The organism is Microbacterium zouquanmingi (assembly GCF_052266675.1).
GTDB lineage: Bacteria > Actinomycetota > Actinomycetes > Actinomycetales > Microbacteriaceae > Microbacterium.
This window is the reverse complement of the sequence record NZ_JBQPRA010000002.1, coordinates 281,904-302,039: the sequence shown is the minus strand read 5'-3', so window position 1 is coordinate 302,039 and position 20,136 is coordinate 281,904. Positions and strand designations below refer to the sequence as shown.

The window sequence follows — 20,136 nt, the reverse complement described above, 5'->3', positions numbered from 1 at the left end:
AGTACCAGTACTTAGCAAGAGTGAGTACTGGAGTAGCGCTCACACCCGGCATCCAGCGGTCACGGAGGTCGCGCACAGCATCGATGATGCAGAATCGTTACCTTGTGCGCTCGCCCCGAGAGCGCACACATGCCGCTTCGAGAGCGGCCCCCACCACGTTTAAGGATCGTTACGTTCGTCATGTCTGAAACTTCTTTGACCCCTTCGGCCCGCCGTCGCCTCGTCGCACTCACTCTCGTCGCCGGCGCGGCCCTCGGCGTCCTCGCGACCGCTGGCCTCACAACGGCAGTGCCGGTTGCCGCCGACGTATCCGGGCGCACAGCGGTCACGGATCGCAGCGAACTGCGCGCCGAACTGGCCAGTGCTGCCGCAACCGTCGAGCGTGGGCGCGATGCCGTGGCCGCGGCATCGGCGGCCGTGGCTGAGGCGAAAGCATCCGGTTTCGATCTCGGCACCATCACGATCGACACCACCGGGCTGGCCAATGTCCTGGGCGCCCTCTCCAGCGATGAGGCGGTCGGGCCCACCCGCGCCGTCCTGACGGCCAACACGCTGGTCGAGACGGAAATCGCCACCGCCAATGTCGCCGAGCTGCGCGGACGGCTGGATGCCGCGATCGCGCAGAAGCAGGCCGAAGAGGCCGCGGCCGTAGAAGCTGCCGCACAGGCCGCGGCGCTTGCCACAGCGAACACTCCCGACGGTGCCCGTTCGGTCGCGGCGACCATCGCCGCAAGCGAATACGGCTGGGGAGCCGACCAGTTCTCTTGCCTCAACTCGCTGTGGAACAAAGAATCCGGCTGGGACTACCAGGCGTACAACCCGTCCGGCGCGACCGGCATCCCACAGGCACTCCCCGGCGACAAGATGTCCAGCGCAGGCGCCGACTGGCAGAGCAACGCCACGACCCAGATCCGCTGGGGCCTGGGCTACATCGCCAGCGTTTACGGCACGCCGTGCTCGGCCTGGGGCCACTCGCAGTCGATGAACTGGTACTGAGGCAGACCCCTCTTTCTGTCAAGGCCCCTTCGCTCTTCGCACCGTGCGCCTATCGTCGCGATCTACGACGGTGCCGTCGCCAGCCAAGGCGGTGCCCTAGACCTGCAAGGGAGAAGACGATGCCTCGCGATGCCGATTCACGGCTGAAGGATCCAGAGCTCTATGAGGAGCTGCGGGATGACGGCGCGTCCAAAGAGAAGGCCGCGCGCATCTCCAACGCGACCGGCGGTACGAAGAAGGGTCGCTCCGAGGTCGGCCGACGCGGTGGAGAAGCGGGCGACTACGACGACTGGACGGTCGACGAGTTGCGCAAGCGCGCCAAAGAACTCGGGATCACCGGGTACTCCGACAAGCGCAAGGCCGAGATCATCAAGATGCTGCGCAACCACTGACAGCTGCGGTCGCGCGCGTCAGCTATCACCGTCTCAGGATGGCGTCAAGCCCCACGACGGGACGGTTGTCGCCCTGCCACGCTCAGGAATGTCGAAAGGATGAGCTCTTGCTCGTCCGACACACACTGCAAGGAGAACAACCATGAATATCGCTCTCATCATCATCATCGTCGTTGCCGTCATCCTGGCAATCGTCGGTGGACTGAACGCCGCTCTCAACTGGTTGCTCTGGGTAGCGCTGATCGTCGGAGTGATCGCGCTCATCGCGTTCCTGTTCCGAGTCATCGGCGGTCGGAACCGCGTGTGACCTGCTAGCGGAAGGAGTGCTGCTTTGTCTTCGAAGCTGACTGCACTGATCATCACCTGCACGCTGAAACCGTCTCCCGCCGAGTCCAGCTCGGAGGTGCTCGCACAGCAGATCTCCGCCTTCCTTCATCAGCAGGAGGTGGAAACGACGACTATCCGAGCCGTCGACCACCAGATTCTTCCTGGTGTCGAGAAGGACATGGGCGGCGGCGACGAATGGCCGGCTCTGCGCGAGAAGGTTCTGGCCGCCGACATCATCGTCCTTGTGACGCCGACGTGGCTGGGCCAGCACTCCAGCGTCGCCCAACGCGTGCTCGAACGTCTCGATGCCGAGTTGAGCGAGACCAGACCAGATGGCCGGCCGACCCTGTTCGACAAGGTCGCGGTCGCTGGCGTGGTCGGCAACGAGGATGGTGCTCACCACATCGTCGGCGTGTTCTATCAGGCACTGAACGATGTCGGCTTCACTGTCCCGGCTCAAGGTTGCGTGTATTGGAACGGTGAAGCGATGCACGGCACCGACTACAAAGATCTGCAGGAGACGCCCGAGGTGGTCATCACCGCGATGTCCACTGCGCTGACCAATGCCATCCACCTGGCAGGGCTGCTTACGGAAGCCGGCTACCCGAAACCCGCCTGAGATCTGACACGCGACCCGATCGCCCCCTCTTACATGCGGCGGCGATCGGGTCGCGGCATCTCCCCCTGTGACAGGCGGACGCCCAGTGGTATATCTGAATCATGTCGCTCAGTGAGCTCTACCAGCAGGCACGTGCAGACACACCAGACAAGACGGCACTCACCTTTCGAGATACGTCGCTGTCCTTTCGCGAGCTCTCGGATGCCGTCTACCGATCAGCCAGGCGACTCATCCACCTCGGGATCGGGCACGGCGATCGCGTCGCGATCTTCATGCGCAACCGATCCGAGTTCATCGAGCTGTATCTCGCGTGCTTCCGCATCGGAGCCATCGCCGTCCCGCTCAATCACCGCTTCCAAGCCGATGAGGTCGCGTTCGCCTGCAATCACTGCACCGCGGCGCTGCTCATCACCGACGGACCGCTGTATCCACGCATCCAGGGTGTGCAGGCCGAGATCCCGACCCTCAAGGCGATCTATCTCTACGGCGACGTGCCACCGGAGGTGACCGATTCGAGATGGGACGCTGTCGACACCACGGATGCCGCAGAGTGGCCGACCATCACCGACGACGATCCGGCCATGATCCTCTACACCTCGGGCAGCACGGGCAAACCGAAAGGCGTCGTGCATACGCACGGGTCGATCCTCGACACTGCAAAGGGTCGTGCGGCGACGCAACAGCTCTCAGCCGAGGACATATCTCTGGCCGCCACCGCCATCTGCCACGGCGGCGGATCGATCGGGGTCACATTCCCGACGCTGTACGCCGGTGGCAGCGTCGTGATTTTGGAGGAGAGCGAACCGGGCCTGTTCCTGGAGGCGCTCGCGAAGCATCGTCCAACGCGCACACTTCTGCTTCCCGCGCAGCTGCTCGACGCGGTCGAATCTCCCGAGGCTTCCGACGTGGACTTCAGCAGCCTGCGCGAAGTGCAGTGCGGCGGCGACCAGATCTCCCCCGACCTTTACACGCACTTCTCAGAGGTCGAGAGTCTCGAGCTGAATCAGGCGTACGGCATGACCGAGTGCGAGGGATGCAGCATGAACCCGCCGTTCGGTCTCATCAAGCGCGGTTCGATCGGACTGCCCCGCGAAGGCGTGGAGTTCCGCGTGGTGCTCAGCGGGAAGGACCTGCCCGATGGCGAGGTCGGTGAATTCCTTGTGCGGAGCAGGTCGGTGATGGCCGGATATTGGAACGACCCTGACAACACGGCGGCGGTGATGGTCGACGGCTGGCTGCGCACTGGCGATCTCGGCAGCCGCGATGAAGAGGGCTATCTGCATTTCGCCGGTCGTATCAAAGAGGTCATCATCAAGGGCGGCTCGAACATCGCGCCCGGCGAGGTGGAGGATGTGCTCAACGCGCATCCAGATGTCGAGTTGAGCGGGGTCGTCGGTTCGCCCGATGAGCGACTCGGCTCGCTCGTGCATGCGTTCGTTCAGCCGCATCCGGGTCTTGACGCTCCCCCGTCTGAGCAGGATCTCATCGCGTTCGCGTCTGACCGACTGGCCGCCTATAAGGTGCCAGATCGCTGGACCTTCGTCGACAATCTGCCCAAGAACAACGTGGGCAAGATCGACCGCAAGTCGCTGCACGCGCGGGCTGCCGAACTCGATGGGAAGGACCCGAACCGCTCTTGAGCTGGTGACAACCAGTACCCAGGTACTGGTCACTCAGCAGAACCCGCACCCCGCTCCGATGCCGCCCTGAGGGCGCCGTTCCTACGCTACTGAGCATGCGAAAGGTACTGAATTGATTGCCGCCGAAGCGCTCGTGAAGCGCTACGGCACCAAGGTCGCCGTCGATGCGATCGACTTCACCGTGAAGCCCGGCCAGGTGACGGGGTTCCTGGGGCCCAACGGCGCGGGAAAGTCCACGACGATGCGAATGATCGTGGGGCTCGACCGGCCCACCTCGGGGACGGTCGAGGTGAATGGTCGCGTGTATCGGGAGCATCCGGCCCCGCTTCACGAGGTCGGCGTTCTGCTCGATGCGAAGGCTGCCCACCCAGGGCGCTCGGCCTACAAGCACCTGCTCTCCATCGCGGCCACCCACCGCATCGGAGCATCCCGCGTGCGTGAGGTCCTGCGCCTCGCCGGTCTCGACTCTGTCGCGGGCAAGCGCATCGGCGGGTTCTCCCTCGGAATGGGCCAGCGGCTGGGCATCGCCGCCGCGCTCCTCGGCGATCCCGAGACGATCATCCTCGACGAGCCGGTCAATGGGCTTGACCCCGAGGGCGTGCGCTGGGTGCGGAACCTCATGAAGAGTCTTGCCGCGGAGGGACGCACCGTGCTCCTCTCTTCCCACCTCATGAGCGAAATGGCACAGACCGCTGATCAACTGATCGTGATCGGACGCGGCAGGATTCTGGCGGACGGGCCGATCGACGAGATCATCTCGCGCGCGACCGCATCGGTGATCCGCGTCAGAACGCGGGAGGCGGCGCGCCTGATGGCGGCGATCACCGACCCTGATGCCACCGTGTCTGTCCTGGCAGACGGCGCGGTCGAGATCTCCGGACTGACCGCAGAACAGGTCGCCATCGCTGCCGCTGGCGCAGGTGTCGTCCTGCATGAGGTGGTCACGCTCTCCGGTTCGCTCGAAGAGGCATATATCGCCCTCACCGCCGGTGAGGTCGAGTACCGATCGTCTATCGCCGCAGGAACAGGAGCACACCGATGACCACTCTCGAGAAGAAGCGTGCGACCTTCGTTCCGCGCGCGGAGCGCCTCACGTTCGGTGGGATCATGCGATCCGAGTTCATCAAGATCACCAGCCTTCGCTCCACCGTTGGCCTGCTGCTCGCAATCATCGTCTTCGGGATCGGGGTGAGTGCTGCGCTGGGTCTGACGATGGAGGGTGCGGGGCTGCCCGACCAGCCGTCGGCAGGTTTCATGCTCGACCAGGTCACGCTCGGCACCGTGCTGTTCGGTCAGCTCGTCGCGGCCATCCTCGGCGTGCTCGTCATCAGTGGCGAGTACTCAAGCGGCACGATCCAACCGACGATGATCGCCGTCCCCGCGCGCTTGCCTGTGCTCTGGGCGAAGACGCTCGTCGTGTTCGCCATGGCGACAGCATCCGCACTTGTCGCGACTTTCGGATCATGGGCCGTCACTTATCCGATGTTCGGCGCGTTCGGTCTCGAGATCGGGCTGACGGAACCGGGCGTCGTGATGTCGTTCGTCGGCGGGTCTGTCTACGTCGGCCTCTCGGCTATTCTCGGGTTGGGCATCGGGACTCTGTTGCGCGGTGTCGCCGCAAGCGTCGCCACCGCGATCTCGGTCATGCTGCTGCTGCCCATTGTGCTGTCGGTTCTGCCCGCATCTCAGGCGGTGCGCAACCTTCAGCTGCTGTCTATGTCGAAGGCTGGAGACGCGATGAGCAACCCGAGTGACGGCGCGGCGGTGCAGGTGGACCTCGTGAACGGATATGTCAGTTCAGGGGCAGGCTGGGTCGTCGCGATCGTCTGGGCTGCGATCTTCCTCGCACTCGGTGCGGTCAGGATGCGTCGGGGGGACGTCTGAACGCCCGGCTCGCAGATGCCATCGTCCTGGTGGCATACGGGGTCGTTGCGCTGGGCCTGACTGTTCTCTCCCTTGAGCCGCCGTACGCCACGCCCCTATGGGTGATGATCCTGTTGGCAGCCGGCGGTTTCACAACGCTGGCTCTCCGTCATCGTCGCCCGTATGTGGCCTTCACCGCGGCGATGGCGCTCGCCGTCCTCTCGCTTGCAGTGGGATCGGGGGCGGAGACGCTCATCGCGCTGATCGCGATGTACTCCGCAGGTGTGAAGTGGCGCGCCGCGGTCACGTGGATGCTGTTCGGAGTCGCGGCGCTGTGCGGTGCGCTCGGAGCGCTCGCGCTGACCATGCGCGGCACTGTCGGCCCGCCGATCCTCGGGTTGCAGCCGCCGATCGCGCCTCGTGACAGCCTGCAGGACTGGGCGAACTTCTTTCTGATCATCATCGTGGTGCTCTTGATCGCGACGCTGCTCGGCACCAGTGTGGGCCACCGACGGCGGTACATCAGGGAGCTGGTGCACCGTGCGGATCAGCTGGCGCGCGAGCGCGACCAGCAGGCCGAGACAGCACGGGCACGAGAGCGCGAGCGCATCGCGAGAGAGATGCACGATGTCATCGCACACAGCCTCTCGGTGATGATCGCGATCTCCGACGGCGCGTACCTGGCCGCCGACACCCGCCCAGCAGAGGCGAAGGAAGCGATCGGTCGCGTCGCCGAGACCGGCAGGAAGACGCTCGGCGAAGTCCGCCGGTTGCTCGGTTCGGTGCGCGCCGATGGTTCCGGAAATGAGCATGCTCCCCAGCCGGATGCTTCCCAGCTCGCGTCCCTCGTGCAGGAGTTCGTCACAGCGGGGCTCCCTGCACGACTCACCATCACCGGCCAGGCTGTGCCAGACCCGGCCCTGGGCCTGACGGTCTACCGGATCGTTCAGGAGTCGCTGACCAACGTGCTGCGCCATGCGCGCGACGTCGAGGCGGTGACGATCTCGGTGGTCTGGCAGAGGGAAGAGGTGACGATCCTCGTTCAGGATGTGTCGTCGATTCCGTCCACGCCATCGGATGCCGGGCGCGGAGTGCTCGGGATGCAGGAACGGGTTGCGCTGTACGACGGTGAGGTCAGCGCAGGGCCATATGACCGCGGATGGTGCGTCTTCGCGCGTCTGCGATGGGAGGATCGGTAACCATGACAGACGATATCCGGGTGCTTCTCGTCGATGACCAGGAACTCGTGCGTTACGGCTTCCGACTGATGCTCGAGGCGACCGACGGCATGGTCGTCGTCGGCGAAGCGGATGACGGAGCAAGAGCGATCGGGGCGGCCGAGCGACTGCAGCCTGATGTCGTCGTGATGGACGTGCGGATGCCAGGTATCGGCGGCATCGAGGCGACCAGGCAGATCACGAGCCGGCATCCCGATACGCGTGTCCTGGTGCTCACCACCTACGACCTCGATGAGTACGCCTTCGGTGCGCTGCATGCAGGGGCCGCAGGCTTCCTTCTCAAAGACACCCGGCCGGACGGTCTTGTCGCGGCGATTCGCGCGGTCCATGCCGGCGACGCGGTCGTCTCGCCCCGCATCACCGCGAAGCTCATCGAGGCCGCCGCTCCCCATCTGGGCAGCCCTCGTGAGGAAGACGCCGATGACGCCCTGTCAGCGCTGACCGCACGCGAGCGCGAGATCTTCGCGCTCATCGGTCGCGGACTGACCAACAGCGAGATCGCCGCGAATCTTCATCTGAGCGACTCGACGGTGAAGGCGCACGTCGGACGAGTGCTCTTCAAACTGGATCTGCGCAATCGCGTGGAAGCCGTGATCCGCGCCTATGAACTCGGCGTCGTGGGGGCGTAGAGCTCTTCCCATGTGCTGATCCAGTCGTTCGCGCCGGAGGGATACAGCGGCATCGTCACGTCGGCGTCATCGAATGGCCGCCAGACGACAGGGACGACCGAGCCGTCGGACTCAGTGAGCGTGCCGCCCTCGCCGGCTATCACCGGATCCAGGCGCCCCGAGTACAGGGCGACGATCTCGTGGCCGAGTTCGCCATTGAACCGGAAGATATTCTCGACGATGCCAAGGTGGGTGAGGTCGAGGATGCGCGCGCCGAGTTCCTCGTCCACTTCGCGGACGATCGCTTCCCGATGCGTTTCGCCCAGCTCGACGCTGCCCCCGATCAGTCGGTGGAACCCCACCGGATTCTCGAGGCTGGGAGCATTGACGCTGACGAGATGCCTGGCGCCATCAGCGCTCGGGACGATGAGCATGGCTTTCACCCGGATGTAGGAGCGAGCGATCGTCATGCCTCCATCATCCTCGGCTAGCCTCGACTCATGCCACTCGTGCTTGTCACCGGAGCCGCTCGCGCCAACAGCATCGCCGCAGGGAGGTCGTGACCAGCGACCTCGAATCAGGGGAACGCCCAGTGACATCGCGAGCGTGACGTCTTTCCTCATCTCAGAAGAAGGCCGCTGGATCAGCGGGCAGCTGCTTCACGCAGATGGCGGCTTCTCCGCCCGCTTCTGAAGATTCGTCTGCGCAACTGCCTCCTCGATCAGGTCGTCAAAGTGACCTGTGGGGATGACGCCGCAGTTGACGAGACCCGCGAGTCCCCGGAGAGTGGCGAGGAATGTCACAGCAATGCGCTCAGGCTTTCGCCCTAGGAGCAGATCCTCAGCCGCACATCGGTGAAACACCTGCGATATCGGCGCAAATGCGGCCGCGGCGCTAACACCCACAGCTTCGCCGTCTGCTCCGTGCTTGTGGGCGAACATCAGCTCGGACGGCGCCTCCGCAGCTTCCCTCAAGCCTGCCCCGAGTCGAACGAAGCCCTCGACAGCCAGCGCGTCGAGAAGTTCCAGCCTGCCGGCGAAGTACCGGCGCGGGGCTGCGTGGGTGACCCCGATAGTGGCGGCCAGTTCCCGCAACACCTCCTTCGAAGCGCTGACCGGCTTCCGGATTCACACGGCGCGAGGCCTCGAGCAGCTCGCCCGCAGGCTCCGCGCCGATGGATCAGTCAGATCCGACTTCACGGTTCACGACATCATCCTCATTCTCACCGCGGTCCGAGCCGCAGCGGTCGTCCACGGCACGAAACCCGAGACATCGACCAGACGGATGCTCACTCAAATTTTCAACGTCTAGAATTTCGCCTTATGGAAGACCCCCCTAGTCATAGTCCCAAGCCTCTTGATGTTCCGGCCGCGTACGCGTCCGCCACAGTCGGGAGGCGCCACGCATGAACGAATGGGTGATGCTCGGCATCGGCCTCGTTCTGACAGTCGGAACCGGGTTGTTCGTCGCGAGCGAGTTCGCACTCGTCAACCTTGACCGAAACGATTTGGAAAACCGGCAAAGCCGCGGAGAGAAGCGACTCCGGCCCACCATCAAGGCCCTGAGAATCACATCGACGCACCTCTCCAGTGCGCAGCTCGGTATCACGCTCACTACGCTGCTCACGGGATACACATTCGAACCAGCGGTGAGCTCGCTCCTTTCGGGGCCTCTGAGCTCTGCGGGCCTCGCCCCGGGACTGGTGCCGGTTGTCGGCACGATCGTCGGGGTCGTGCTTGCCACGCTGTTCTCGATGATCATCGGCGAGCTTGTGCCGAAGAACTTCGCGCTCGCGCTACCGCGCGCCACGGCGAAGGTCGTCATTCCGTTCCAGGCGGCGTTCACGATGGTCTTCAAGCCCTTGATTCTGATGCTGAACAACACCGCAAACGCCATCATCCGGGCCATGGGTATCGAGCCCAAGGAGGAGCTCTCCGGCGCGCGCAGCGCTGACGAGCTTTCGTATCTGATCCGGCACTCCGCGCTCTCCGGCTTGCTCGAAGCGGACGATGCGGTGTTGTTGCGCAGGACTCTCCGGTTTGCTGAGCACGACGCCTCGGATGTCATGACGCCCCGCGTGCGCATGGCGAGTGTCGGCATAGACGATACCGCTGCCGCGGTTGTCGCGCTCTCGCTTGCGACTGGGTTCTCGCGGTTCCCGGTCATCGACGGGACGCCCGACAGTGTCACCGGTTTCGTGCACGCCAAGCAGGCGTTCGCGGTTCCGATCCCGGAGCAGGCATCCATCACTGCTCGAGCCCTGCAGACCGAAGCCCTCCGGGTGCCGGAGTCGATGGGCGCATCCGCATTGTTGACGCTTCTGCGCGCCGAGCGGCACCAGGTTGCTGTCGTCGTGGATGAGCATGGCGGCACCGCCGGTGTCGTGACGCTCGAAGACCTTGTGGAAGAAATCGTGGGTGAACTCGAGGACGAGCATGACCGGCACCGTACCGGATTCACTCGACGCGGTCGCTCGGTCACGTTCGATGCCTCGTGGCGGCCGGACGAGCTCCTCGATCGCCTGTCGATCGAGGTGCCGGAACACGGCGACTACGACACGATCGGCGGTTTCATCACCGACACTCTCGAACGACTACCGGAGCTCGGCGACGAGATCACGATCGCGACGGGGACTCTTCGTGTCGAGCACATCGACGGTACGCGCATCTTGCGTGTGCGGTATCTCCCGAATGACCCCGACAGGGATGCGAGCACGATGAGCCGTCACGACCGAACCGTCGAACAGCTGAAGGAGGAGATGACTCATGAGTGAGTACCTGCCCGGAATCCTGTGGCTGTTCGTTCTCCTGATCGGCAACGCGTTCTTCGTCGGCGCTGAGTTCGCGGTGATCTCGGCGAAGCGCTCGCAAATCGAGCCCCTCGCAGAGCGCGGCAGCAGGGCTGCGAAGACCACGCTGTGGGCGATGGAGCACGCGACGCTCATGCTGGCGACCAGCCAGCTGGGCATCACCGTGTGCTCGCTGCTCATCCTGAACGTGTCGGAGCCCGCGATTCACCACCTGCTGGAGATCCCGCTCGGGCTGACACCACTGACCCCAGAGGCGATCAGCGTGATCGCATTCGTGGTGGCGCTGGTCCTGGTGACGTTCTTGCACGTCGTGTTCGGCGAGATGATCCCGAAGAACCTCGCGTTCTCGGTCCCGGATCGCGCTTCGCTGCTGCTCGCACCACCCCTTGTCGTGGTCTCGAAGATCTTCAACCCGGTGATCTGGAGCCTCAACGGCATCGCGAACGGCATCCTCCGGCTCTTCAAAGTCGAGCCGAAGAACGAAGCGACGAGCACCTACACGCTCGATGAGGTGGCGGGCATCGTCGAGCAGTCGACCCGTGAGGGAACGCTAAGTGACGCATCAGGCACTCTTGCCGGGGCATTCGAGTTCACGGAGAAGCGCGTCTTCGACGTGGACGTGCCGCTCGAGGGCATGGTGTTGCTACCAGTGAACGCTCGACCGACTGATGTGCAGGAGGCTGTAATCAAGCATGGCTTCTCGCGCTACGTCATCTCCGACGAGTCGGGTGACCCTTCAAGCTACATCCATATGAAGGACGTCATGGATCTCATGAGTCCGGAATTGTTCACCGCCCCCATTCCGGAGAAGCGGCTTCGACGCCTCCTCTCAGTGTCGAGGGATGCGGAGCTCGAAGACGCCATGGCTGTCTTGCGGCGCCGAGGAGCACACGTCGCCAAGACACTCGACGCGGAAGGTCAGGTCACGGGTCTGCTCTTCCTTGAAGACGTGCTCGAAGTACTCGTGGGTGAAGTAAACGCGGCCGCAGGAGCCGAGTGATCTGACAGAGCATCGGCGAGCCAGATTTGAAGGTCCCCACCCGCACGGTGGGGACCTTCACTCGTCCATACGCTCGGGAGGCCGTCGTCGGATAGCGGCCGTGGAGTAGCCATCGCATCTGACGATGGAAGAGGGCATGGTGAGGCGCCGTCCGGAATGTCCCCCTGGGCGCCAAGACACAGCGACGCAGTTCTTCTACGTGCTTGAGGGCGCCCCTCAAATACAAACCGCGGAAGGTACCGTGGAGATCGCTCCCCGAAGCGATGTCGAAATCCCGCTCGTGATCAGTTCGTGGAGCACGCTGGGTGACCGGCGTCCTATCGACCGCAGCCACAACAATCAACAGCGTCGTGATGGCCGACATGGCGGCGAGCCCTGTGGCGTGCGACAACATCGCCAGAACAACAGCGAGCGCGGTGATTGTGATGTACACGCACTCCTTCAACCGTGCAGCGCGCTCATCTGGGGCCTGGCCGACCCTCTTCCCCCGGACGCGGATCGGGACTTTGTCATGCAGCGCCTCGGAGTCGTAGAGTTTTCGTCGCGGTGAGCCAGGCAAGATCAGACGAGCGCGGAACTTGTCGGAAGGAAGCCCTCCTGCGGGTGGGTGACAGGTGCGGTGAGCATTCCTGCGCATGCATCTATGAGGAAGTTCGCCATACCCGCCCAATCGGCGGGCTCCGCGCTAGAGTTCAGCTGTCTTTCATAGTCAGCACACGCTCGGAGCACCAATTGTCCGACGACGGCTGATCGCGCGCGCTTCACCTCGTCCGATATCCCCTCCGCAGGAAATACCCTGACAGCGAGATTGCTGTTGTCACCCGTTTCCTCGACGTGCACCCTGACCATCTCCGTCGTCGAAGGAGTCGTCCCCATCTGCGCGAGAAACTGTGCATGCCAGCTAGGGCGTGGCAACGATGACAGCAGGTCGATGTAGGGCACTAGCCGACAACGCAGGATGTCATGGGCGCTCGGTTCCGCGCCGAGCTCGGCGATAAGCGCATCGCGCCCGCGGGACGTAGCCTCCGCGTGGCGGCGCAACAGAGCGCGGAGAAGGTCCTCGCGGGTTCCGAAATGATAGGCAACCGCGGAGTGGTTCGACGCGCCTGCGCGCTCTGCGACACGGCGGCTCGAGACGGCGTCGACACCGAACGCTGCGAACAGCTCTTCCGCGGCGTTCATAAGAGCCTCGCGCGCCAGGCTGCTTCGCGCCATGCCACCCCGATCTCTATGAATGCACTGAGTGTGTGCATGATTCATCATACAACTCTAAGTCACGTGACTTAGAATTGCGTGGTCCTGGTCGATGATGATCACGCCGACGACCGACATCACCCCAGGAGCGCAACCTATGACAACACCACCTCTGTCCCGCAAGGAAGCCCGAGAGGACTCCGAACATACGCCGGATCCTCAGATCCAAGACGGCACGGATGCGAAGGCGGCCCAGCGCGCGAAGGCAGAGGGGATCGTGCGCACGGCAATGATCTTCATCATGCCGCTGATCATCGTGGGCATGATGATCACGGGGTACCTCGCCACGATGCACTCCCCTGCGCCGCACGACATGCCGATCGCCGTCGTCGGGTCCAGCTCTGCGACCGAATCGCTCACGCAGGCGCTGGAAAAGGCGGAGGAGGGTGCTGTCGCGGTTCAGAGTGCCGATACTGCACTTGACGCTCGCGAACAGGTCATCTCCCGAGACGTCGCCGGCGCCATCGTGATCGACGGCTCCGCTGCGACTGTTTACACTGCCAACGCATCCGGAGCAACCCAGGCCACGGTAGTCACGTCATTGGTCACACCGGCACTTCTCGCCGAAGGCCTGACCGTCACCGCCGAGGACCTCGTACCACTGCCCGACAACGATATGGCAGGGCTGGGTGCGATGTTCCTGGCCACTGCGCTGATCATGGCGGGATACCTCCCGTTCAGCGTGCTGCGTTCGAACTCGCCCGAGCTTTTGAAGTTCCGCCGGATCGTCCCGCTATTGGCCGGTTGGGCCGCGCTGATCGCAGGCCTCGTGTGGGTTGTCACCGGCCCGGCGCTCGGTGTCGTGACGAGCGATCACTACGTCGGAGTATTGGGCGTGGCGTGGCTGGGCGTGTTTGCTGTCAGTTGCGTGCAGTTGTTCATCACGCGTGTGTTCGGCCCACTCGGTGTCATCGCAGGCATGTTCTTGCTGATGGTGCTCGGGATGCCGGCATCGAACATGAGCATCTCGGTTCACATGCTGCCGTCGTTCTTCGGGTTCCTGCACGATATTTTGCCCATGGCCGCCATCGGTGAAGCCATGCGTTCGGTCCTTTACTTCGACGGCGTCGGCGTGGCCGCGTACCTGCTCGTACTGGCCATCGGAGCCGTCGCCGGCCTATTGGCCACGGCCGCATGGGACAAGTTCCGAGGTCGCCGACACCCGGAAGGCGTGCCGACCGACGTCAGCATGCCTTCTCTACATGGCGGGCCGCGCCCCAAGAACAAGATCTGGCGTTACCTCTCCCTGCTGTTCTTCCCTCTGGCTATGGTCATCATGATGATCGTGACAATGCTCGGCGCCATGCATCAACCGACCCCGCGCGACATGCCTGTCGCCGTCGTTGGCGCCACAGTCGAGCAGGCGGAAGAGACGATCGCGGGACTCGAGGAGAACATGAGCGGTCTCTTCGCGTTCGCCCCATACGCGGCCATCGATGAGGAAGAGGTGACCACCCTCGTTGAGAACCGTGACCTCGTCGCCGGACTCGTGCTGCCTTCCCAGAATTCACCCGAGTTCACACTGATCGCGAACGAAGCCGGCAGCACCAGCGCATATCAGGTCGTCGCTGCCACGTTCAACCAGGTAGCCGCGGCACAACAGATGCCGCTGAAGATCGACGACGTCGCGCCCCTCCCCGACGTTGACAGTCAAGGCATCGTCACCATGTACATCGCGATGGGATGGATTCTCGCGGGATTCATGGTCGTCGTCGTCGGCGCCAACGCGGCACCGGCCACACGTCCACTGCGCAGGATGCTGCCACTGACTGGGATCTACGCGGTCTTCATGTCAGCGGTCCTATGGCTCATCGCTGGCCCCATTACCGGGGCCGTCGAGGGTCACTTCCTGGCCCTCTGGGGTGCGGGCATCGTTGCGATCTTCAGCGTGGCGATGTTCGCACTGGTTCTGGAGCGCCTCATCGGCATGCTCGCCACCATTCCCGTGGTCGGCATACTCATGCTCCTAGGCGTCCCTTCCTCGAACGCCGCCCTCTCCATATACATGGCACCGGAGTGGTTCCGCACACTGTACGACTTCCTTCCGATGCCAGCCGCCGCAGAGACCGTACGCTCGATCCTGTATTTCAACGGAGACGTCGTCACGCACCATCTCCAGGTGCTGAGCCTCTGGGGCCTGATCTCGCTCGCACTGGTGTTCGTCATCGACTCGCTCAAGCCGGTCCGCACCGAGCACGACTTCGGTGGCCTCGCGATACCATCGGCCACAGCTCTGCCCACGCCTGCAGTCCCAGCGACAGACGAGAAGCTGATTCTCCCCTCAACAGAGGTGGCCGATGGAGCGGCGATTGCCGACGAACGAGCACCAGAACCAGCAACGTTCTGAGTCTCGAAACCACCGATCCGCGGGAGACCGAAACTCGCCGGGCCGCACCTTCCGATACTTTTCGTGAGATCGGACACTTGATGTCCGATCTCATGAAAGTTGTCAGTCGGTGAGACGCGACACCCCTGAAAAACGGGTGAGTGCTGTGACGCCGAGGCCGCCAGTTTTTCTCACGAAGCATGTCGGTAGTCCCGTTTTGCCCTGACGTCTCCGCCAACCTGCCGCAAACATCCGGCGGACCATTTCGGTGCAACAGGTTCCGGCAGGGGGGATCGGCAGCTACCTGATCGGCGTGTCTGCCCGCACCTGGACCAAGATCGTCATTCCACCGAAAACGATCGCTTCCGGGCGCTTCTCCAGCCTCCTCATGGCGAATGGGGGGAGCTCGATTCTTAGCGGACCTTGATCTGGCCAAGTTCCTGGGTTGCACGAGTGAGTGCCACATAGAGACGGTTCCAGCCGCGTGGTTCGGCGGCGATGCCGTCGGGATCGATGACGAGGGTGGCGTCCCATTCCAGACCTTTGGATTGGGTGGCAGTGATGACCGGGATTCCTGGCAGCGCGGCCTGCAGCTCAAGTACTCTCGGGGCAGCGGCAATGACGCCGATCGTGCCGCCTGCCCAGCGTTCGGTGAGTTCTTCGTAGGTTTGGGTGATCTCGGCGACCAGTTCAGACTCGGCGACGTCTCGTGCCCAGGGGTCGACACCGGAGAAGCGCACAGCGTTTGGTGGCTCGTTGACGCTGCCGGCCTTTTTGAGGATGGGGCCGGTGAGCGCCATGACTTCGGCTGGCGTCCGGTAGCCGATGGTGAGTTTCGCTTGGGTCCAGCGTTCGCCAAAGACGGCGGTGACCGCTTGCGCCCATGTTGTGTGCTCGTGGGGCGTTTCGGCCTGGTCGATGTCACCCACCGCGGTGATGGAAAGCTGTGGGGCTCGCCGGGCAACCATGTGCCATTGCATCTCGGACAGTTCTTGCGCTTCATCGACGATGACATGTCCGTAGATCCAGTCGCGGCGCGCTGCGGCCCGTTCTGAAAGGAACGTGTCAGACGTCGGGTGAACCACGGTCTCTCCGATCAGGTCCGACATGGCGTCGAGCAAGGGAATGTCGCTGCTTGCCCATCCGGTCTTCGTGGCGACGACGGCCCGTCGCTCGTCATCGCTTAGCTCGGGGACGAACTGTTGGAGCAGTTCTTCATCGTCCAGCAGGCGGCGGAGTTCCGCTGCGGGATCCAGGGTCGGCCAGATGTCCGCGAGGGCCGCGGCTACGCGGGGGTTGTCGGCGATTTCATCGCGGAGCTTGTCGAGCTCCTGCTCGGTGAGTACGCCGTCGACCTCGCTACCTTCGTCGTCGCGGTCCACCTTCTGGAAACTGGTCCTAGCGTGTACGACGCCTTCGAGGCCCTCGTCAATTCTCGCGAAAATGTCCTCAAAGCGCTCGGCGATCGCGTGAGTAAGTCGATCGTGCATTTGCTCGTAGAACCACCTCTGGGCGGCATGGTAGCTGCGCCCGGACGTAGCGGTCGTGATGAGGCGTTCCACCAGGTCCGCGGGGATTTCGTATTGTTCGCCTTCCCAGCCAAGCATGACAAGCGTTCCCTCGGGTGTGCGCGCAGCCACGTATCGCTCGAGGGCGGGTTGCCAGAGGGCGCGCCCCTTGATGCCCTCGACGATGCGCGGCTCATCTGCAGTGACTGCCACTCCGGGGATGAGTGTATCCGGCGTTGCCGCGACGATGGCCGTCTCGCCAAGAGCAGGGAGCACCTGGGCAATGTAGTCCAGGAAGCGTCGTGATGGTCCGAGCGTCAGCACGCCGCGTGCGGCGAGCTGCGGGCTTGCGAACAGCAAATACGCGGCCCGGTGGAGCGCGACAACCGTCTTGCCCGTGCCTGGGCCGCCCTGCACCACCAGCGGTCCCCGAACCCCCGCGCGCACGATCTCGTCCTGCTCGCGTTGGAGTGTGGCTGCGGCGCTGGTCATCTGTCCCGTGCGTCGCTCGGACAGGGCGCTGAACAGCGCGCCCTCACCGACCAGCCCGCTGCTGCTCTCACCGTCTAGCGGTTCGTCGTCCACCCCTGCGACGGTGGTGCCTTCAATGCGGATGTGTCGGCGATGCGCCTGTCCAAGGGGCTCGACAGGTGTCGCCATGTAGAAGGGTCTTGCCGCTGGTGCGCGCCAGTCGATGACCATTGGATCAGCGTCGTCCGCTGCTGACGAAACTCCGACACGACCGATGCGTAGGGTGGTGCCATCAAGAGCGTCAAGACGACCGAAGATCAAACCGTTCTCGGCATGTGTCAGCTCGGTGCGCTGGCGAACCATTCCTTGGCGGCGGACGTGGCCGACTGCGTCATGCACGGAGGTGGACAGCTCGGTGTTCAAATAGTGAAGTATCTCTGCTCGCCGCGCGAGGGTGGCGTCAAGGTAGTCCTGCTCTTCGGTGATCGCAGCTTCGCGTGTATCGAGAGGCGAAACAGTCTCGTTCAGCACAGGGTCTCCTTCAATGCTCTTGCCCCAGCAACGCCCGCTAAACGGCGGAAACATGGCGGAAGTCGGAACCGCCAATTGGGCAAGATCACTAGTAAATCAGCACCACTTGGAAAAACCTAGTACTAGGTATCTCGTAGCAGATCGTGTCAAATTCAGTTACGCTCAAGCCATGGCAATCCGATCGCGCCTCGTGAGCACTGAACGTGACGCCGGATTGCAGACAGCCTTTGGCATTCTGGGCAAGAAGTGGAACGGTCGAATCCTTGCCGCCCTCCGCGGGGGTCCCATGAAGTTCACAGATTTGAGACGAGCGGTTGGAGCGATCACGGACTCTGTTCTTTCCGATCGCCTCGTCGACCTCACCAACGCGGGACTCATCGAGCGAGCGGAAACGCAAGCACGCCCTGTCCACATCGCCTACTGCCTCTCACAGCGAGGCGAGAATGTTCAACCCGTTCTGGACGACCTCGCGATATGGGCTGTAAAGAACCTCGAGGTCGAACTGCCGCGAAACTGAACCTACGGGTTTCGATGTGTCTCGAACCCATAGGTTTCGCGACAGGTGCCATCCCCCACGCCGTTTGCGGAACAGACTGGTGCGTCTCCGCGAGATCAGCCGGAAACCTTGCCGTTTGGTGGTTATGACGAACGGTTGTGGCAAGCATTCCGAGCCCTGGCTCTGGATTACGCCGTAAACGATCGTTAGTGGGAGGCACGGGAAAAGAGCATCGTTCTTATACCGTCGTCAGGTCGGCCACATCGCTCAGCACGGCATCACGTGAGCGCCCGTACTTGGTAAGCATCTCTTCGGGGGAACTAATGAGGGCCTTCCACAGCGCCCATGCCGCTCCTCGCAACCATGCATCCTCCGGTAGCTCTAGCCGGTCGTGCAGTCGATCACGTTCGCGAGAGCTGCAACTCAACCATGCGAAGGCCAGGTCGCAGGCGGGGTCTCCAACGCACGTCTGTCCGAAGTCGATAAGCGCCGCCAACTGGCCGCTGCTGTCGAACAACATGTTGCCTGGCGCGACATCGCCATGGACCCACACCGGCGGCTCGGTCCACACTGTGGCCACGGCCGCTTCCCAGAGTTCCCGACATCCCTCAGCGTGGCGTCTGGCCAGGAGCGGGAGCCGGCCCTGTATCTCCTCGCCAACCGCGCTGATGTGACAGCCGCGGTAAGCAGATGCGCTTCCCGCCCATGGGCCGTGGACCGTGTCGCAGGCCTGCAACTCCCTCAGGGCGTCGCCCAAGCTACTGATGGCGCTCGCTCGCTCGCGCGTTTCAACCGCGGTTAAAGTGTGCCCCTCAATCCACTCGCGAACGGACCAAGGTCGGTTGAATGCCGCCGAGGGGGCCCCGGTCGCTACTACGCGGGGGGTCGCGACGCGAAAGCTGGAGCCGAGGATCGCGAGGGTTTTCTCCTCCCGAACTAGGCCGGCGACGTAGCCGTCAGCACTCGGGAGGCGGACCGTCATTCGGTCACCAAGCCGGAAGGTGCGGTTGTCCCACCCCTGAACTTCCACCGGGCGGATCGGCAACTCCGACCACTGAGGGAACTGCTCCGACACAAGGGAGCGAACCAACGAAGAAGTGATCTCTTCGGAAGCGGCGGCCATCGCGCCAGCTTATTAGACGACCCCGCGAGCATTCGGAGATTCGCGCAAACGCCCGAAACTGATCGTTATCGGTCGTGACCCCGGTCGCCTCGCACTTCGTTGGCGCGCCGCACCATCCGCCAACCGAACATCGCTTACCAAGCGATGCCGACGAGCGGAACCACGAATACAGACGCGCCACCTTCGTGAGACGCTCCGACACCCTTCCTGAGAATCCGACACTTTTCGTGAGATCGGATACAGAGCATCCGAAAAGATTCCGTAACCAAACCGTTGCATTCGTTACCGCGCCGTTATACAGTGATCACACGGTGAATGTTTGCTGTGGCATTCACCGCATGTGATTGCAGGACACTCTTGGTGCAAGGGACAAGGGCCGGTCGGGAGCCTCTCCGACCGGCCCTTCACCATTCCGTTACTCTTAGTGTCATGACGGACCGTAAACTCGCGCTCGAGGCGTGGGAAGGCCTGTTCCGCGCGCAACATGAACTGTTCATGGCGATGGCTGCGGACTTCGAGAACACGCCGATCAGCCAAGCCGAGTACGACGTGCTCCTCACCGTCACTCGTGCACCGAACATGACCGCGCGACTGCGCAACGTCACGACGAACATGCTCATCAGTCAGCCGAGCGTCTCGCGCCTCGTCGACCGCATGGTCGGCCGCGGCCTGATCACGAAAACCTCCGACCCCGAAGACGGTCGCGGGGCCGTGCTGACCGCGACGGATGCCGGAGCGCGAAGCTTTCGCGAGGTAGCCACCGCCCACAGTCGCTCCATCGCCGAACGCATGTCCCCTCTCAGCGATGAAGAGCTCTGCGAGCTGCGAAAGCTGACAGACAAGCTCCGCGGACGCTGATCCCACAGATTCCCCGAGGCCCAACGGCTGCGACACCATCTCTGGCATAGTCGTGTGTGCAGTCCGCGCACGAGCGG

General features: G+C 63.4%; 21 protein-coding genes. 16 read left to right on the top strand and 5 right to left on the bottom strand.

Annotated elements, in window-relative coordinates; translation table 11 throughout:
- Window positions 1–180 precede the first annotated feature (180 nt).
- The 9 genes from ACTU6V_RS05590 to ACTU6V_RS05550 all read left to right on the top strand — a co-directional run bounded on the left by ACTU6V_RS05590 (window position 181) and on the right by ACTU6V_RS05550 (window position 7,704).
- Window positions 181–996 carry an aggregation-promoting factor C-terminal-like domain-containing protein gene (locus ACTU6V_RS05590; protein ID WP_443467548.1) on the top strand — a complete coding sequence of 272 codons (816 nt, stop codon included), beginning with the start codon at window positions 181–183 and terminating at the stop codon, window positions 994–996.
- A 119-nt stretch (window positions 997–1,115) separates the two neighbouring features.
- Window positions 1,116–1,388, top strand: a complete 273-nt coding sequence (locus ACTU6V_RS05585; RefSeq protein WP_443467549.1) for a DUF7218 family protein — start codon at window positions 1,116–1,118, stop codon at window positions 1,386–1,388.
- 142 nt (window positions 1,389–1,530) lie between these two features.
- Window positions 1,531–1,695, top strand: coding sequence for a hypothetical protein (locus tag ACTU6V_RS05580; protein WP_417510189.1), 165 nt, complete (start codon window positions 1,531–1,533; stop codon window positions 1,693–1,695).
- A gap of 24 nt (window positions 1,696–1,719) precedes the next feature.
- Entirely contained in the window at window positions 1,720–2,334 is a 615-nt protein-coding gene (locus ACTU6V_RS05575) for a flavodoxin family protein (protein WP_443475162.1), read from the top strand.
- A 101-nt stretch (window positions 2,335–2,435) separates the two neighbouring features.
- Complete coding sequence (locus ACTU6V_RS05570) at window positions 2,436–3,974, top strand: class I adenylate-forming enzyme family protein (RefSeq protein ID WP_443467551.1); 1,539 nt, start codon at window positions 2,436–2,438, stop codon at window positions 3,972–3,974.
- A 112-nt stretch (window positions 3,975–4,086) separates the two neighbouring features.
- Window positions 4,087–5,016, top strand: coding sequence for an ABC transporter ATP-binding protein (locus ACTU6V_RS05565; protein ID WP_443467552.1), 930 nt, complete (start codon window positions 4,087–4,089; stop codon window positions 5,014–5,016).
- Window positions 5,013–5,858, top strand: coding sequence for an ABC transporter permease (locus tag ACTU6V_RS05560; RefSeq protein ID WP_443467553.1), 846 nt, complete (start codon window positions 5,013–5,015; stop codon window positions 5,856–5,858). The genes ACTU6V_RS05565 and ACTU6V_RS05560 overlap by 4 nt, the downstream gene beginning before the upstream one ends.
- Window positions 5,859–5,887: 29 nt before the next feature.
- Window positions 5,888–7,036: a sensor histidine kinase gene (locus ACTU6V_RS05555; protein ID WP_443467554.1), complete on the top strand. Its 1,149-nt coding sequence runs from the start codon at window positions 5,888–5,890 to the stop codon at window positions 7,034–7,036.
- A 2-nt stretch (window positions 7,037–7,038) separates the two neighbouring features.
- A complete protein-coding gene (locus tag ACTU6V_RS05550; RefSeq protein WP_443467555.1) occupies window positions 7,039–7,704 on the top strand; it encodes a response regulator in 666 nt (221 codons plus the stop codon).
- On the opposite strand, the gene ACTU6V_RS05545 is transcribed toward ACTU6V_RS05550, so the two are convergent.
- Window positions 7,677–8,153: an NUDIX domain-containing protein gene (locus tag ACTU6V_RS05545; protein ID WP_443467556.1), complete on the bottom strand. Its 477-nt coding sequence runs from the start codon at window positions 8,151–8,153 to the stop codon at window positions 7,677–7,679. The two genes, ACTU6V_RS05550 and ACTU6V_RS05545, sit on opposite strands and share 28 nt — an antisense overlap.
- Between ACTU6V_RS05545 and ACTU6V_RS05540 the strand changes: the two genes are divergently transcribed.
- Window positions 8,152–8,376 carry an SDR family oxidoreductase gene (locus ACTU6V_RS05540; RefSeq protein ID WP_443467557.1) on the top strand — a complete coding sequence of 75 codons (225 nt, stop codon included), beginning with the start codon at window positions 8,152–8,154 and terminating at the stop codon, window positions 8,374–8,376. The two genes, ACTU6V_RS05545 and ACTU6V_RS05540, sit on opposite strands and share 2 nt — an antisense overlap.
- Here ACTU6V_RS05540 and ACTU6V_RS05535 read toward each other — a convergent pair.
- Window positions 8,343–8,780, bottom strand: a complete 438-nt coding sequence (locus ACTU6V_RS05535) for a hypothetical protein (protein ID WP_443475340.1) — start codon at window positions 8,778–8,780, stop codon at window positions 8,343–8,345. The genes ACTU6V_RS05540 and ACTU6V_RS05535 overlap by 34 nt on opposite strands.
- Here ACTU6V_RS05535 and ACTU6V_RS05530 point away from each other — a divergent pair.
- The 3 genes from ACTU6V_RS05530 (at window position 8,746) to ACTU6V_RS05520 (ending at window position 11,492) form a co-directional block, all read left to right on the top strand.
- Entirely contained in the window at window positions 8,746–8,994 is a 249-nt protein-coding gene (locus ACTU6V_RS05530; protein WP_443467558.1) for a hypothetical protein, read from the top strand. The two genes, ACTU6V_RS05535 and ACTU6V_RS05530, sit on opposite strands and share 35 nt — an antisense overlap.
- A gap of 94 nt (window positions 8,995–9,088) precedes the next feature.
- Window positions 9,089–10,456, top strand: coding sequence for a hemolysin family protein (locus tag ACTU6V_RS05525; RefSeq protein ID WP_443475161.1), 1,368 nt, complete (start codon window positions 9,089–9,091; stop codon window positions 10,454–10,456).
- Window positions 10,449–11,492, top strand: coding sequence for a hemolysin family protein (locus ACTU6V_RS05520; RefSeq protein WP_443467560.1), 1,044 nt, complete (start codon window positions 10,449–10,451; stop codon window positions 11,490–11,492). Before ACTU6V_RS05525 ends, ACTU6V_RS05520 begins: the two co-directional genes overlap by 8 nt.
- A gap of 561 nt (window positions 11,493–12,053) precedes the next feature.
- Here the strand turns inward: ACTU6V_RS05520 and ACTU6V_RS05515 are convergent.
- Window positions 12,054–12,674 (bottom strand): TetR/AcrR family transcriptional regulator, encoded by a 621-nt coding sequence (locus tag ACTU6V_RS05515; RefSeq protein ID WP_443475331.1) that lies wholly within the window; start codon window positions 12,672–12,674, stop codon window positions 12,054–12,056.
- Between the two features lie 169 nt (window positions 12,675–12,843).
- Here ACTU6V_RS05515 and ACTU6V_RS05510 point away from each other — a divergent pair, with 169 nt between their 5' ends.
- Window positions 12,844–15,093 (top strand): ABC transporter permease, encoded by a 2,250-nt coding sequence (locus ACTU6V_RS05510; protein ID WP_443467562.1) that lies wholly within the window; start codon window positions 12,844–12,846, stop codon window positions 15,091–15,093.
- A 392-nt stretch (window positions 15,094–15,485) separates the two neighbouring features.
- Here the strand turns inward: ACTU6V_RS05510 and ACTU6V_RS05505 are convergent, their stop codons facing one another.
- Window positions 15,486–17,657: a HelD family protein gene (locus ACTU6V_RS05505; protein WP_443475160.1), complete on the bottom strand. Its 2,172-nt coding sequence runs from the start codon at window positions 17,655–17,657 to the stop codon at window positions 15,486–15,488.
- On the opposite strand from ACTU6V_RS05505, the gene ACTU6V_RS05500 reads away from it, so the two are divergent.
- On the top strand, window positions 17,596–18,099 hold the full coding sequence (locus tag ACTU6V_RS05500) for a winged helix-turn-helix transcriptional regulator (protein WP_443475159.1): 504 nt from the start codon (window positions 17,596–17,598) through the stop codon (window positions 18,097–18,099). The two genes, ACTU6V_RS05505 and ACTU6V_RS05500, sit on opposite strands and share 62 nt — an antisense overlap.
- A gap of 217 nt (window positions 18,100–18,316) precedes the next feature.
- Here ACTU6V_RS05500 and ACTU6V_RS05495 read toward each other — a convergent pair whose 3' ends face one another.
- Window positions 18,317–19,201 carry an aminoglycoside phosphotransferase family protein gene (locus tag ACTU6V_RS05495; RefSeq protein ID WP_443475158.1) on the bottom strand — a complete coding sequence of 295 codons (885 nt, stop codon included), beginning with the start codon at window positions 19,199–19,201 and terminating at the stop codon, window positions 18,317–18,319.
- Window positions 19,202–19,630: 429 nt separating this feature from the next.
- On the opposite strand from ACTU6V_RS05495, the gene ACTU6V_RS05490 reads away from it, so the two are divergent.
- Window positions 19,631–20,059: a MarR family winged helix-turn-helix transcriptional regulator gene (locus ACTU6V_RS05490; RefSeq protein WP_443467566.1), complete on the top strand. Its 429-nt coding sequence runs from the start codon at window positions 19,631–19,633 to the stop codon at window positions 20,057–20,059.
- Window positions 20,060–20,136: the final 77 nt, after the last annotated feature.

Bases quoted from the DNA above. Each gene is read 5' to 3' on its own strand.
- ACTU6V_RS05590 (WP_443467548.1), top strand. From the start codon at position 181: ATGTCTGAAACTTCTTTGACCCCTTCGGCCCGCCGTCGCCTCGTCGCA.
- ACTU6V_RS05585 (WP_443467549.1), top strand. From the start codon at position 1,116: ATGCCTCGCGATGCCGATTCACGGCTGAAGGATCCAGAGCTCTATGAG.
- ACTU6V_RS05580 (WP_417510189.1), top strand. From the start codon at position 1,531: ATGAATATCGCTCTCATCATCATCATCGTCGTTGCCGTCATCCTGGCA.
- ACTU6V_RS05570 (WP_443467551.1), top strand. From the start codon at position 2,436: ATGTCGCTCAGTGAGCTCTACCAGCAGGCACGTGCAGACACACCAGAC.
- ACTU6V_RS05560 (WP_443467553.1), top strand. From the start codon at position 5,013: ATGACCACTCTCGAGAAGAAGCGTGCGACCTTCGTTCCGCGCGCGGAG.
- ACTU6V_RS05550 (WP_443467555.1), top strand. From the start codon at position 7,039: ATGACAGACGATATCCGGGTGCTTCTCGTCGATGACCAGGAACTCGTG.
- ACTU6V_RS05540 (WP_443467557.1), top strand. From the start codon at position 8,152: ATGCCTCCATCATCCTCGGCTAGCCTCGACTCATGCCACTCGTGCTTG.
- ACTU6V_RS05545 (WP_443467556.1), bottom strand. From the start codon at position 8,153: ATGACGATCGCTCGCTCCTACATCCGGGTGAAAGCCATGCTCATCGTC.
- ACTU6V_RS05525 (WP_443475161.1), top strand. From the start codon at position 9,089: ATGAACGAATGGGTGATGCTCGGCATCGGCCTCGTTCTGACAGTCGGA.
- ACTU6V_RS05520 (WP_443467560.1), top strand. From the start codon at position 10,449: ATGAGTGAGTACCTGCCCGGAATCCTGTGGCTGTTCGTTCTCCTGATC.
- ACTU6V_RS05515 (WP_443475331.1), bottom strand. From the start codon at position 12,674: ATGAACGCCGCGGAAGAGCTGTTCGCAGCGTTCGGTGTCGACGCCGTC.
- ACTU6V_RS05510 (WP_443467562.1), top strand. From the start codon at position 12,844: ATGACAACACCACCTCTGTCCCGCAAGGAAGCCCGAGAGGACTCCGAA.
- ACTU6V_RS05500 (WP_443475159.1), top strand. From the start codon at position 17,596: ATGCTCTTGCCCCAGCAACGCCCGCTAAACGGCGGAAACATGGCGGAA.
- ACTU6V_RS05495 (WP_443475158.1), bottom strand. From the start codon at position 19,201: ATGGCCGCCGCTTCCGAAGAGATCACTTCTTCGTTGGTTCGCTCCCTT.
- ACTU6V_RS05490 (WP_443467566.1), top strand. From the start codon at position 19,631: ATGACGGACCGTAAACTCGCGCTCGAGGCGTGGGAAGGCCTGTTCCGC.